The organism is Salinicola acroporae (assembly GCF_003206615.1).
In the GTDB taxonomy this organism is placed as follows: domain Bacteria; phylum Pseudomonadota; class Gammaproteobacteria; order Pseudomonadales; family Halomonadaceae; genus Salinicola; species Salinicola acroporae.
This window is the reverse complement of record NZ_PZJW01000002.1, coordinates 568,877-582,184: the sequence shown is the minus strand read 5'-3', so window position 1 is coordinate 582,184 and position 13,308 is coordinate 568,877. Positions and strand designations below refer to the sequence as shown.

General features: G+C 61.6%; 12 protein-coding genes and 1 tRNA gene. 7 read left to right on the top strand and 6 right to left on the bottom strand.

Going from position 1 to position 13,308, the window contains the following annotated elements; genetic code table 11:
- Positions 1-36 precede the first annotated feature (36 nt).
- Together chrA and DOM54_RS03850 are read left to right on the top strand one after the other, a co-directional pair.
- Positions 37-1,227, top strand: a complete 1,191-nt coding sequence (gene chrA, locus DOM54_RS03855) for a chromate efflux transporter (RefSeq protein ID WP_110715037.1) — start codon at positions 37-39, stop codon at positions 1,225-1,227.
- A gap of 288 nt (positions 1,228-1,515) precedes the next feature.
- Positions 1,516-1,797: a DUF2243 domain-containing protein gene (locus DOM54_RS03850; protein ID WP_240613753.1), complete on the top strand. Its 282-nt coding sequence runs from the start codon at positions 1,516-1,518 to the stop codon at positions 1,795-1,797.
- A gap of 456 nt (positions 1,798-2,253) precedes the next feature.
- On the opposite strand, the gene DOM54_RS19945 is transcribed toward DOM54_RS03850, so the two are convergent.
- The gene (locus DOM54_RS19945) at positions 2,254-2,502 is read right to left on the bottom strand and encodes a hypothetical protein (RefSeq protein ID WP_162619752.1); all 249 of its coding nucleotides are present in this window, start codon (positions 2,500-2,502) and stop codon (positions 2,254-2,256) included.
- Between the two features lie 471 nt (positions 2,503-2,973).
- Between DOM54_RS19945 and DOM54_RS03835 the strand changes: the two genes are divergently transcribed.
- Entirely contained in the window at positions 2,974-4,656 is a 1,683-nt protein-coding gene (locus DOM54_RS03835; RefSeq protein WP_110715035.1) for a methyl-accepting chemotaxis protein, read from the top strand.
- 103 nt (positions 4,657-4,759) lie between these two features.
- On the opposite strand, the gene DOM54_RS03830 is transcribed toward DOM54_RS03835, so the two are convergent.
- From DOM54_RS03830 to DOM54_RS20505, 3 genes are all read right to left on the bottom strand, one after another.
- Complete coding sequence (locus tag DOM54_RS03830) at positions 4,760-5,572, bottom strand: transglutaminase-like domain-containing protein (RefSeq protein ID WP_110715034.1); 813 nt, start codon at positions 5,570-5,572, stop codon at positions 4,760-4,762.
- Between the two features lie 70 nt (positions 5,573-5,642).
- Entirely contained in the window at positions 5,643-7,472 is a 1,830-nt protein-coding gene (locus DOM54_RS03825; RefSeq protein ID WP_276309659.1) for a GH36-type glycosyl hydrolase domain-containing protein, read from the bottom strand.
- A gap of 2 nt (positions 7,473-7,474) precedes the next feature.
- Positions 7,475-7,624: a hypothetical protein gene (locus tag DOM54_RS20505; RefSeq protein WP_276309663.1), complete on the bottom strand. Its 150-nt coding sequence runs from the start codon at positions 7,622-7,624 to the stop codon at positions 7,475-7,477.
- A gap of 526 nt (positions 7,625-8,150) precedes the next feature.
- On the opposite strand from DOM54_RS20505, the gene DOM54_RS03820 reads away from it, so the two are divergent.
- Positions 8,151-8,372: a hypothetical protein gene (locus DOM54_RS03820; protein WP_110715033.1), complete on the top strand. Its 222-nt coding sequence runs from the start codon at positions 8,151-8,153 to the stop codon at positions 8,370-8,372.
- Positions 8,373-8,655: 283 nt separating this feature from the next.
- Here DOM54_RS03820 and DOM54_RS03815 read toward each other — a convergent pair whose 3' ends face one another.
- Both DOM54_RS03815 and DOM54_RS03810 read right to left on the bottom strand, forming a co-directional pair.
- A complete protein-coding gene (locus tag DOM54_RS03815; protein ID WP_110715032.1) occupies positions 8,656-9,132 on the bottom strand; it encodes a hypothetical protein in 477 nt (158 codons plus the stop codon).
- 290 nt (positions 9,133-9,422) lie between these two features.
- Positions 9,423-9,686 (bottom strand): hypothetical protein, encoded by a 264-nt coding sequence (locus DOM54_RS03810; protein WP_206018998.1) that lies wholly within the window; start codon positions 9,684-9,686, stop codon positions 9,423-9,425.
- Between the two features lie 591 nt (positions 9,687-10,277).
- Here DOM54_RS03810 and DOM54_RS03805 point away from each other — a divergent pair.
- From DOM54_RS03805 to DOM54_RS03795, 3 genes are all read left to right on the top strand, one after another.
- Positions 10,278-11,405 carry an AI-2E family transporter gene (locus DOM54_RS03805; protein ID WP_110715030.1) on the top strand — a complete coding sequence of 376 codons (1,128 nt, stop codon included), beginning with the start codon at positions 10,278-10,280 and terminating at the stop codon, positions 11,403-11,405.
- A gap of 57 nt (positions 11,406-11,462) precedes the next feature.
- Positions 11,463-12,959, top strand: a complete 1,497-nt coding sequence (locus DOM54_RS03800) for an efflux transporter outer membrane subunit (RefSeq protein WP_206018997.1) — start codon at positions 11,463-11,465, stop codon at positions 12,957-12,959.
- 91 nt (positions 12,960-13,050) lie between these two features.
- Positions 13,051-13,126, top strand: a tRNA-Thr gene (locus DOM54_RS03795).
- Positions 13,127-13,308 lie beyond the last annotated feature (182 nt).

Here is a 13,308-nt window from a genome sequence, read left to right as displayed (position 1 = left end):
CGGTAATAAAGGTCGCCGCGAACAAGGAGTGTCGGCATGACCGGGATCCGGCAGTCCCCCTCCCGCTATGGTGAGATATTTCGGGCGTTTCTGCTGCTCGGGCTGACCTCCTTCGGCGGCCCCATCGCGCATCTGGGGTATTTCCGCGAGGCTTTCGTGGTGCGTCGGAAGTGGCTTTCCGAGCCGGATTTCGCCGATCTCGTCGCGCTTTGCCAGTTCCTGCCCGGTCCCGCCAGCAGCCAGGTCGGCTTTGCGATCGGCCTGCGGCGGGGTGGCCTACCCGGCGCGCTCGCTGCCTGGTTTGCGTTCACGTTGCCCTCGGCCATCGTGCTGGTGCTGTTCGCCTCCGGCGCGTCGGCGCTGGGGGGCGATGTCGGCCAGTCCCTGATTCATGGTCTCAAGCTGGTGGCCGTCGCCGTGGTCGCCAACGCCGTCTGGGGGATGGCCGGGAAGCTGTGTCCCGACCGGCGGCGGGCCGGGATCGCCCTGATCGCCGTATTCATGGCCGTCTTCATCGGCGGCATGACAGGCCAGTTGGGGGCCATCGCGGTGGGAGCCGCTATTGGCGTCTGGCGCTGCCGGCCGGAAACGACGACCCCATCCGATCGCCTCGAGCTCTCCGGGCGCTGGAGCCGATTCGCGCTTGTCCTGTTCTTCCTGCTCCTTCTGCTGCTGCCGCTGGCGGCATCGGTGGGGGGAAGCGAGGTCGTCGCGGTCATGGACGCGTTCTACCGGGCCGGAGCGCTCGTCTTCGGTGGCGGGCATGTCGTGCTGCCGCTGCTGCAGGCCGAGGTGGTCGACCCCGGTTGGATCTCGGAGAGCACCTTCCTGACCGGTTACGGAGTCGCGCAGGCCGTGCCGGGTCCGTTATTTACCTTCGCTTCCTATCTGGGTGCGGCGATGGCGCCCGGCGCTCAAGGCTGGTTGCTGGCGGCAGTGGCGACGATCATGATTTTTCTACCGGGCATGCTGTTGCTGGTGGGCGTCCTCCCGCACTGGGACCGGTTGCGCGCCTCGTCGACCGCGCAGCGGCTGATCCAAGGCACGAACGCGGCGGTGGTCGGCATACTGGGGGCCGCGCTGTACGCCCCGATCTGGCAAGGCGCCGTTGTCGAGCCGGCCGATTTCGCGCTGGCGCTGGCCGGCTTCCTGCTGCTGACGGTATGGCGCTGGCCGGCGTGGCTGGTTGTGATCGCGCTTCCCGTGGGCAGTCTCGTATCGGGCTGATGGTTCCAGCGACGAGTGACTGGGTGATATGGGTCGAACGATCAGGCTGGCGTTACACAACGAAACATAACTTCCGCGCTTCTTTAACCTGCATGAACTTCATTGATGGCTTTGAGGCGTACGGTGGTCTTGCAGCGTCAGGAAGACGCAGTGCCAAGGAGGGAGTCGCGGGAAGCGATGTTCACAAGGACGCATGGCAGGACGCCATGGCAAGTTGGCAAGGAACCGCCACGATCTAACCCCGGCCCCAGTGGCCGGGGTTTTTTGCATCCTCATGGGCGTCGAGAGATGAAGACGCATCTGCACGAGGGGATCGATATGAGCGAGCGAGTTCAGCGACGAACCGGCGCGACGATGGTGACCGCCGTCCTGTTGGGCGTCGGCATCATGGCGGCGCTCGACGAGATCGTATTTCACCAGGTATTGGCCTGGCACCACTTCGTCGAAGCGGAAATCCTACTCGTCTGCTCGTTCTCCCGACAAGGGCGCCCAGTCGGCCGACCACGGCTCGGCATCGAAAAAATCCCGCAAGGCACCCGCCAAGGGCGAACTGGCCAGGCTCTCTCGTGAGGCACGCTACCGACTGGCACAACAACGCGACATCGCCGGGCGCCGTGGCATGACCAAGGCCCAATTGATCGAGGTGCTACGATAAGGTGGCTAGAACGAGGTAGCTGGTTCGGTGCGACTGGCGTGGGGAAAGCGGAAATACCCACGCCTTATCGCTTCGTCGCCGCCAACGTGGGTGGCGCTGCTGTCTGGCCGGCCCTGCCGACTGGCCAAAAAAAGCCGCCAGAACAACGAGGCGGCCAGACAAGTACGATCGAGTGATGAATCAGGCGGCGGAGACTGCTGTGCGGTGCCGGCTTCGGCCAACGGCGATCAGGGCCTTCTCGAGATCCTGGACCTGACACTTGTACGCCGAGCAGTTCGCGCAGATGACACGGGACCCTTCCTCCTGCTTGATAGGCAGTCGAAAACGATGATGCCCGCAGACGCTGCAGTCGAGATTCAGGGTGACGGTCATCATGCCGATTGCCGCATCATCTGCTGCTCGAGACGATGGCCGCTCTCTCTCGCCATCTGCAGGATCAAACCACGCGATAGATTGAGTGTGTGAAGCGCGTAGCTGGGCGAGGCGAGATCGGCCTGGTGGCCGTAGGTGTCGATGAACTCTCCGCACTCCGTGCAGGTGATTTCATCCCAGTCTCGTGGACTATCTGCAGATACTGCGTGGGGGTTTCCACAGCGGGTGCATGAAATATGATGCTTCATGATGCTCCCTCCTTGGTGATGGCTGGCCGTCCTGGCCAGCGAGATGAGGCAGTCCTTGCCTGCGGCGGTTCGACGATCCTTGTCGACTCGGCCAGCGATCCCTGCGGCCGTTAAGAACACTTTGGCATAGCCGTAAAAATTGTACAAGAAAGAATTTGCGTACAAGAGTCGTCATCGTTGGGCAGTTTGGCGCTGCCGAGAGCCCTTCCTCCTTCCATCGCCATATCGATACCTCGTTTGGTTTTTTTAAAAGGGCCTTTACCCTTTCCAATCAATGCTTACGGGCCAAAAATCCATAACGGCGGTGTGTGGTAGCAACATAATGGGCTAAATGAAATTAAGTTTATTTGTACAGCAGCCGATAGGACGTCTCACGGCATGGTGCGAGTGATACAGGCCTTCTCACGCTTGCCGAATCCAGTTCCATACCGCCTGACGGCCAGAGCCGTGGGCATCTATCGGGGGCTTGCCATGCTGCTACTGAATCGAAGTGTGAAATTGCGTCTCGCCGCGAGCCTGGGCGCCTGTGTCGTGATGTTGTTCATCGTCGGAAGCTTCGGATTGTTCGGGCTGAGTTCGACCAAGGACGCTCTAGAACGCACCTACCAAGGTAACGTGCTGACGCTGAAAGCGCTCAGTCGCATCGACCGAGCGCTGCTCAGCAACCGGGTCAAGATCACCGCAGAACAGCGTGATCGTGACCCCGAATCGGCTCGGACGACACAGCAGGAGATTGCGGAAAACGATGCCATCATCGACGCGGCCTGGCAGGACTACTATCCGAACCGTATCAGCGGTCCGCGTGAGCGAGAGATGGCCGATGCCTTCATCACCTCGTTGGCCAAACTCAGACCCACCATCGCCGAGCTCAACACGGCGATGATCGGCAATGATTTCGACCGAGCCCGAGTCATTGCTACCACGACGCTGCGGCAACAGTATCCCGACGTACTCAATGGCATTCAGCAGTTGGTGGAACGCAACAGCGCGCAGGCCGCCGAATCCTTCGAGGGTGCGGTCGCGCTGTATGAGTGGGAGCGCAAGCTCGTCATCGGCACCATGATCGGTGCATTGATCGCGAGCGTACTGCTGGCGCTGTGGCTGATCCGGGGAATCATGACGCCGCTGGGTAAAGCCCAGGATCTCGCCAACGCCATGGCCGACGGCAATCTCGACAACGCGATCGATATCACCTGCAAGGACGAGTTCGGCGTGATGCTGCGTTCGTTGAAGGCGATGGAGAGCCAGTTCTCCCATATCGTCATGAGCGTACGCGGCAACGCCCAATCGGTCAGCATCGCGGCGGACGAGATCGCCCAAGGCACCGACGATCTCAGTCGCCGTACCCAGGAGCAGGCCGCGAGCCTCGAGCAGACGGCGGCATCGATGGACGAGATCACCTCGACCGTACGCCAGAACGCGGAGAACGCCGCCGAAGCCGACAGGCTCGTGCATGACGTCAGCCAGCGAGCCAATGCCGGCGGCGAGGTGGCCGGCGAGGCGGTCAAGGCGATGGAGGGGATCAATTCCTCAAGCCGCAAGATCGCTGGCATCGTCGGGTTGATCGACGAGATCGCCTTCCAGACCAATCTGTTGGCACTGAATGCCTCGGTGGAAGCGGCAAGGGCTGGCGAGCAGGGACGCGGCTTCGCCGTGGTGGCCAGCGAGGTGCGGAATCTTGCCGGGCGCAGCGCCGATGCCGCCAAGGAGATCAAGCAGCTGGTTCAGGAAAGCATGGGTCAGGTCGATGCCGGTACCGAGCTGGTCAATCGGGCGGGTCATGCGCTGGAAGAGATCGTCGAGGGGGTCGCCCGCGTGACCACGCTGGTCGGGGAGATCGCTGTGGCTAGCCGCGAGCAGGCGCAGGGCATCGACCAGGTCAACACCGCCGTGTCCCAGATGGATGGCGTAACCCAGCAGAACGCGAGCCTGGTGGAAGAGTCCAGTGCCGCCGGGCGATCCTTGCAGAGCCAGGCCGCGTCGCTATTGAAAGAGGTCTCTTTCTTCAAGGGGGCCGCGAGCGCCACCACCCAGGCGCTACCCGCCGCCTCGACCGGTGTGGCGTCGACCGTGCCGAGGCCCCAGGGGCTTAAACGACCACCGGCGAAAGCCGTTCCGCGGCAAGCCGAAACCGAAGAGTGGACCGCTTTCTGATACTCGTCACGCTTGAAGCGCCTCCCAAGAGGGGGCGCTTCGTCTCTCGACTACCCTCGGGGTAGCCTCTCGCATTCTGGACTGCCCTCATTCCATTCGGTCCTTACTTCGCTTCCAGCTCGTAAATCCACACACTGAAGCCGCCCAGGGTATTGGGGCCGAAGGTATGGGTCAGCGGCACGTCGGTGGCGTCGCGACCCTGAGCGATCAGCACACGGCCGATGCAGGGCGCGTTGTTGCGCGGATCGAAGGTCCACCAGCGCCCTCCCAGATAGACCTCCATCCAGGCGGCGAAATCCATGTCGGCGTAGGGAGGCGGCTTGCCGATGTCGCTGATGTAGCCGGTGCAGTAGCGAGCCGGCAGGTTCATGCACCGACAGAGGGTGATGGCGAGATGTGTGTAGTCGCGACAGACGCCGACCTTTTCCCGGTAAGCTTCGGCGGCCGTACGCGTGGGGCGCGAGTGCTCGTAGCCGAAGGTGAGGTGCTGGTTGACGAAGTCACAGATTGCCTGGACACGAGTCCATCCCGGCGGCGTGCCCTGAAAGCGCTGCCACGCCACTTCGCTGAGCAGGTCGGTCTCACAGTAGCGACTGCCGAGCAGATACTGGAGGACATCGGCCGGCAGCTCTTCCACCGGATGCTGGCGGGCCGATGGCTCGACGGGATCGTAGCCGCCGTCGTCATGCAGGATCGCATTGGTGCCGAGGGTGAAGGTGCCGGCCGGCGCCACCATCCGGTTGCACCAGTTGCCGAAGCTGTCGCGATAACTCGATAGATCGACCATCGGGGAGGTGATCAGGTGATCGGGCCCCTCCAGGCTCGAAAAGCGCGAGTGGTGCACATTGAGCATGGCAATCATCGGCGTGTGGGCCGCGAACTGGTAAATCATTTCACAACCGAGCTGAATTCTCATGAGCGGTTTCTCCGAGGTGCCGTGTCGGCGAGTGTTGGTGCTTGTGGGGCAGCCCTGCCCCGGCGTTCCTTCATGATCCACCGCCGTCGGCGCTGGCAGTTGGTGTCGGCGAGGTTCGCGGGACGGCACCGGGCCATGCCGGATCGGGCCCGCGTTCCGCGAGACGCAGGATCAACAGATGAGGTTTGCCATCCAGCGTCAGCCAGGCTTCGAAGGCGCTGTCGGGTAGCGGCTCGCCATCCAAGGTGGCGCCGGCAGGCCGGTCCTCGGAGGGGCGCTCGACGCGTATCACGCAGGCGCTCCCCTCGAGGTCGACGGTGGCCGAAAAACCTGGCCAGGTGTCGGGAATGCAGGGTGAGACGATCAAGCGGCGACCTTCGCGGCGGATCCCGAGGATGCCGGCCACGCCGGCCTGATGCATCCAGCCGGCGGAACCGGTGTACCAGGTCCAGCCACCGCGTCCGACGTGGGGCGGTTCGGAGTAGACGTCGGCGGCGATCACATAAGGCTCGACGCGGTAACGCGCCACGTCTTCCGGGGTCAGGGCGTGGTTGATCGGATTGAGCAGCGAGAACAGCCGATAGGCCTGTTCGGCTTGGCCCAGCTTGACGAACGCCAGGATCGACCACATCGCAGCGTGGGTATATTGCCCGCCGTTCTCCCGCAGCCCTGCCGGGTACCCCTTGATGTAACCCGGCTCCATGGCGGTTCGGTCGAACGCTGGCGTGAACAGCAGCGCCAATCGTTGCTCGGGGTGGATCAAGTGGCGCGACACCGACGCCATGGCCTGGTTGGCGCGTTCGGGATCGGCACCTTCCGACAGTACTGCCCAGGACTGCGCGATGGCGTCGATTCGGCAGGCATCGTTATCGTGGGTGCCAAGCCACCGGCCGTCGTCGAAGGTGGCACGTCGGTACCATTCGCCGTCCCAGGCCTCGTTTTCCAGCGCCAGGCGCAATGTCTCGGCGCGTTCCCGCCAGCGTTGGGCAAGGGCACGATCTTCTGGCGCATCGCGGGCTTCGGCCAGCGGCGCAAACAGCCTCAGCGTGCGCAGCGGTAGCCAGCCCAGCCAAACGCTCTCGCCTCGGCCCGCATCACCGATACGATTGAATCCATCGTTCCAGTCGCCGGTGCCGATCAGCGGCAGCCCGTGTTCTCCGAACCTTTCGAGCGTCTGATTCAGCGCCCGGGCGCAGTGCTCGAACAGCGACGCCGTTTCGTCGGCTATCCACGGTTGTGCGAAGTCGTCATGCGCCTCCGGCGCCAGCGGCGGCCCGTCCAGGAACGCGACCCGCTCATCCAGCACGGCGGTGCCGTCTGCCGCCTGGATATAGGTGGCGGTGGCGAAAGCCAGCCACACCCGGTCGTCGGAGATACGGGTGCGCACGCCCTGGCCGGAGTGCGGTAGCCACCAATGCTGTACGTCGCCCTCGACGAACTGGCGGCCGGCGGCGCGCAGCAGATGCTGCCGCGCCAGCGCCGGCATGGCGAAGGTGAGTGCCATGCCATCTTGCAACTGGTCGCGGAAACCGAAGGCACCGCTGGCCTGGTAGAACGCCGAGCGCGCCACGATTTCGACCGTCTCTCCGGGGGCCAGTGTCAGCTCGCACTGCTGCACCGTGCAGGGGTCGTGTCCCGCCCAACTGCTTGCCGACAACGGCCGCATTGCGGTCAACGCTTCCGGCGCGGCCAGCGAGCCCCGGCCGAGGAACTCGCGGCGGTCCGTGGTCCAGCGACTCTGGCGTCCGTCCAGATCGACGAACCCGACCCGTCCTGGGAAGGCCTGGTTCCATGGGTTGTGCATCAACAGTGCACCAGTGACGGTATCGTGTCGGGAGACCAGGAACGGCGCGGTCTTGGCTCGCGCCGTGCCCATCACCCACGCGGTATAGGCAGTCACTATCAGCCGACGGGGGGGGGCGCGGTGCGATTCTCCAGCGTCAGTCGCGATATCTTGATCGGGTGGTTCAACGGCACGTACTGCAGCAGCATCATGGATAGCTGGGGCGTGTCGTGCTCGAAACGGGTGTAGCCGAAACCGTGACGCGTGATGTGGCGAGCTCGGCAAGCAGTTGCATCGATGCATTGGTGATCTCCTGCCGCCGACCGAGGGGATCAGCGCTCGGGTCCAGGCGGTAACGCCATGCCATGGTGAGAAACTAAGCACGCCCGCTGGCGTTAGGCGGTGCCACTCGAAAGTTCGTCGAGTGTCGAGTTGAAAAGCGTCGTGACTGGTCACCACGACGAGCGGAGAGATGAGAGGCTCACGAGAGGTACAGGCCGACCTAGGATGATCGTCACACGCCTGGCGAAAGTCGGAATAGATCGTGAAGTCAGTATGGGTGCTGGATAGCAAATTAGCGAATGCTAACTTCGTTGCCAGCCGGGGCTTTCGGCGCGACGAAGTCGGGCAATCTTCTCTGGCTGGAGTCTCTGCCGAAAAAGGAGTGGCCAGCGGCGTGAGAAGCGACTAGTTTCGAGAGTCTCGATGTCGTCGAGTTGCCCAGTTCTATCCTCCCTCCCATACCATTTCTTCTCACCCGAGAAAGAGGTGGCTAGTGCCTCCAAGGAAGTCGCGATGAAGATCACCCCGCACGAGCAGCGAGTGCTCGTCCCGAGAAAGAGAAACACTCCCAAAGAGGGGAGTCTCTCGGCCAGGGCAGCATTGAGCAAAGTGCCGGTAGGCACACTCAAGACACGCCTCAAGAAACTCGTTGAGAGTGGTCTCGACCGGGATCGTGCGATCGAGGTTGCGCTGGGCCGCCCCATCGGCCCGCAGGGGCGGCCTAGGAAGTTCTGAAATTTCAAGTTTTCAACGAGACGGTGACGTTGCAAGGGGCTTGGCGCGCAGTTGAACTGGGTAAAAAAGGGCGTGAGGGTAGAATTGTGGGCGAAAGTCGGCTCTCGTCGGGCTTTTGCCGGGGGAGACTTTGGCTAGACTGCCTGTCGTTTCGTTTCCTGCGGAACCTTTCCTTGGCCCCGATTTCGATCGGGGCTTTTTTGTGGCCAAAGGGGGCGCATCACGATGCCGGAAACGGCGACATCGGCATTTCCTGGGCTTTGGCCATCCTATCGTGACGGCTTCAGGTACGGAGCCAGCGATAGAGCAGTTTGTAGAACGATACGTCGGTCAACTGGTGGTATCGCGAAAGATCGCGCTTCTGACCGAACTGCAGTTCGGTGAAGTAGTATTCGTCTTCCGACTTGATGATCTCCTTGATGTCATCTTCATCGGCAGACGAATACAACAGGATGCGAGAGCCATGAAGGTACTGCTCCTCGGGAGCGACATGCAGCTTACAACTGCCAAAGGAGAGCGTCAGTTGCTGCAGCGTCAGCTCAAAGGTCTCGTCGAACTTCTCTATCGTATGGGTGGTTTCATCATAGCGGCGATCGATATTTTCCAGCTCCAGCGCATCGACCCACTCTTCGATCTTTGCCTGCAATAGACGCAGGTCTTGTTGACGGGCTTCCAGCTCCTGCTTGAATGTCGCCAGGCGCTGCTGGCAGGCACCAACCTCGTCCCTGATGTGACTTCTCAGCTGCTCGATGTCGACCATGACTTGGATCCTTCGTCGGAACCTCTAATGAGTTTTTCATTATGATTGGCAACGCAAAAAACCGCCTCTTGGAGGCGGCTTTTCGAATGGCAGCTCGCGTCACGCTGCCGCAGGCTGGTGCCTGGCGGGTAGCCGGTTCACGGCACTGAGGGCTTTCTCCAGGTCCAATATCTTGCATTTGAAGGCGCTGCAGTTGGCGCACCGGACATTGGAACCTTGCTGGCTATTGACCGGCAAATGAAACTGTTGATGACCACAAACGGAGCAAGTGAGATCCAGAGTGACTTTCATCATGCCGATTGCCTCAAGTCGAGGTGATGGTCATTCGGAAAGTGATACGAGAAATCGCTCTCGCGCGACATCTTCAATGTCAGGCTGCGGCACTGGTTGAGAATCTGTACCGAGTAACTGGGCGCGTGGATATCCTTCCAATGACCGACGGTATCGAGGAACTCGCCGCATTCGATGCAGCTGATTTCGTCCCACTCGGTGTGCGATTCAAATTGAACCGGCTGAGTATGACCGCAGCGGGTACAAGCAATGGTATCTTTCACGATCAGCCCTCCTTGGCTTGGACGTTGGTCTTCCTGATTGGCCAGTTGGCGGCAATCCTCGTCGCCTCGTGCCGGGCGTCTTTGCCCGATCATTCCGGCTTTCCGTGCCGACTTCACGACTTCATGCTGGCATAGCGACTGAGGGTGTACAAGGGTTGTACGGCGAGGGATTTGATGTCTTATTATCCTGCGTTAAACAGTGCCTGGTAAGTCGCTGAATCGGCTAAGCCGGCCCCAGTCCTGAAAATTGAAATTTTTTGTAAGCCTGCAGGGTGCCGCAACCAAGACATTTCTCCGAGTAGATTCACACCGTTGTTAACGTTTTGTCATCTATCGGGGGCTAGAGTGGCGACGCGATACCGGGAAGGTGTCGATCAGCAGGGAAGCGCAACGCAGGAAGCTTGATACGACATCAGGGACGATGGGTCAGTACCAGCGCTCAGCCGTGAGGCTTGGCGCTTCTTTGCCGTCTGGCGCGGGTGGTTGGAGCGCCTGGACAGGGCAACATCGAATTGTAGGCATTCTTAGTTGAACGCCAAGGTGGCGAGAACGCTATGCTTAGCGTCAGTGACCCTTCAATTCGGAATCCCCATGAGTTCTCTGAGCCAACACAAAGCGTTCATTCTCTTGCTGACGCTGGTGTCCATCGCGTTCGTATGGCTACTGCTGCCTTTCTATGGTGCCGTGCTATGGGCGGTGATTCTGGCGATCCTCTTCCAACCCATGCATCGGCGTCTGGTCATCCGGCTCAAGGGCCGAAGCAATTGGGCTGCGCTCATCAGCGTAATGGCGTGCGTATTCATCGTCATCATCCCCATGTCGTTGATCTTCGGGGCCTTGGTACGTGAGGGGGCGAGTGTCTATCAGCGCGTGGGCAGCGGCGATATCGATTTCAATCAGTACATCCAGCAGTTTCAGGGATCGCTACCGGCCTCGGTTCAGAGCTGGCTGGGGGATGCGGGCTTCGGGAGCTTTTCCGATATCAGCAACCGCCTGGCTTCGGCGCTCGAGCAGGGGAGTCGACTGATCGCCACGCATATGCTGAGCATCGGGCAGAACACGCTCCAGTTTCTGGTCAGCGCCGGCATCATGCTCTATCTGCTGTTCTTCCTGTTCCGGGACGGGCGCACGCTCGGACAGCTGATTCGCACGACGATCCCGTTGAGTGACGAGTACACCTCCAAGCTGATCGAGAAATTCACTGCCGTGGTGCGTTCCACCGTGAAAGGTAATGTGATCATCGCCATCGTCCAGGGGGCGATCGGAGGGGTGGCGTTCTGGGCGCTAGGTATCGAAGCCGCGCTGCTGTGGGGGGTGATGATGGCGTTCCTGTCGCTGCTGCCGGCGATCGGCTCGGCGATCGTCTGGGTCCCGGTGGCTGCCTACCTGCTGCTCAGTGGGGCCTACGTGAAAGGCGTGATTCTGGTATTTGTCGGTGTGGTGGTCATCGGGCTCGTCGATAACTTCCTGCGTCCACCGCTGGTGGGCAAGGAGACCAAGCTGCCCGATTATGTGGTGCTGATCTCGACCGTCGGCGGAATGACTCTGTTGGGGATCAACGGCTTCGTGCTCGGGCCGCTGATCGCTGCGCTGTTCATCGTCGTCTGGTCGCTGTTCCGTCAGGAGCAGCAGCAAGAGACCGAAATGGCGTCACGCGAGGGCACGGCGGGCGAGGTGGTTCCCGAATCGCCTAAGCGTGGCGCGTCAGTGGATGGCTAGGCACTGTTATTGTTATAGTGCTAATTAAATTTTGGAACTCTTTGGATCAAGACACGGATGTCTGATTTCTCTCCGCTCCCTGGCACCATGGCCCGATGGGCCGCTGGTGCCATGCTCGCCGGGACCTTGCTGGCAGGCTGTGCCAACTATGCCGGGATCGAACCACAGCAGACGCTGACGCCCATTAGCCGATTGAGTGCCAATCAGGTGCTTGGCCGCTCACCGGTCTCACCGGCTGCGTGGCCCGATGCCGACTGGTGGAAGCGGCTGGGGGACCCGACGCTGGATACGCTGATCCAGGAAGCCTTGAGCGACTCCCTGGACATCGCGATGGCGCAGGCGAGACTGCGTTCAGCCAACGCGGCCATCGTCTCGGCAAGGGCCGACGAACTCCCCGGTATCGATGCTTCTGCCGAAATCTCGCGCTCCCGCGTATCCAAGGTCGAGGACCCGCGTGGGCAGGGCAACTTCTACTCCACCTCGCGCTCGCTGCTGCTGTCCTTCGACTACGATCTCGATCTGTGGGGCGGCGCCCGTGCCGCCTGGGAAGCCGCGCTGGGAGAAGCCCGTGCCCAGGAGATCGAATACCGTGCCGCCGGATTGACGCTATCGGTCAACGTGGCGCGCGCCTACGTCAGTCTCGCCGACGCCTATGCCCGCCGCGATGTCGCCCAGCGCCAACTGGACCGAGCCCTGCGGATCAACGACATCAACGATGAACTGCTCCAGGCCGGACTCAACAACGAGACCCAGAGCCTGCAGTCGCAGGTGACGGCCGCCAGCGCGCGCCAGGCGCTGGAGGCGGCGCAGCAGTCGATCCGCAGCGAGCGGATTTCCCTTGCCATCCTGCTGGGCAAGGGGCCGGACCGTGGCGATACGATCCCGCAGCCCGACGCGCTATCGCCCGCCATTGCCGCGTTGCCCAGCGTGATCCCTGCCGACCTGATCGGCCATCGGCCGGATGTCGTCGCCGCACGCTGGCGGGTCGAAGCCGCCTCGCGCAGCATCGACGCGGCCAAGGCGCAGTTCTATCCCAATATCAACCTCTCGGCGATGGCGGGATTTCGCTCGGTGCTGGGAGATTATTTCTTCAGTGAGGCGGCCAAGTCCGGTAGTGTCACGCCGGCCATCTCGCTGCCCATCTTCGAGGGTGGCCGGCTTCGCGCCAACCTGGACAGCACCGATGCCGAGTACGATTTGGCTGTGGCGCAATACAACAAGACCATCGTCTCTGCGCTGGGAGAAGTCGCGGACGACGTGACGACACTGCAATCGCTGGAGCGTCAGCGCCAGAGTCAGCAGCAGGCCCTGGCGAGCGCCCGCTCCGCGTACGGGCTGGCCGAGGAGCGCTATCGTGCAGGATTGGCAGGTTATCTCGACGTGCTCAGCAGCGAGCAGCAGTTGCTTTCAGCCGAGCAGAGTCTGACCCAGATCAACACCCAACGCCTAGACCGCTCGGTACAGCTCGTCCAGGCGCTGGGCGGCGGTCTCGCACTGGACGACAGCGTGCCGACGGGTGGAGATGGCCCGAGCGTTGCGCACGGCGCGAAATGAGCGCTCCGAGAACTCAGGCGCGGCGAACGATATCGCGAGCGTCGCCCCAGTTGTCCGCCACGGATTTGGTGATTATGATAGGCGCCGCCTGGCCGGTATAGCTCAGCTGGCAGAGCAACGCATTCGTAATGCGTAGGTCGGTGGTTCGAGTCCACTTACCGGCACCAAAAAATCTTTTTGGTTCAATGTCTTAGGTATCGTCAAAAGTCACCTTCGGGTGACTTTTTTCGTTGTTGTGGCCCCTCCTGAACAGAGTCGACACGTTACCCTCCCTCCCCATTCGGAAGTGTGATCAATCATCAAGTGAAGCGCATCCAGCAAGATGACGCTCTGGCTATTGGATAGACGA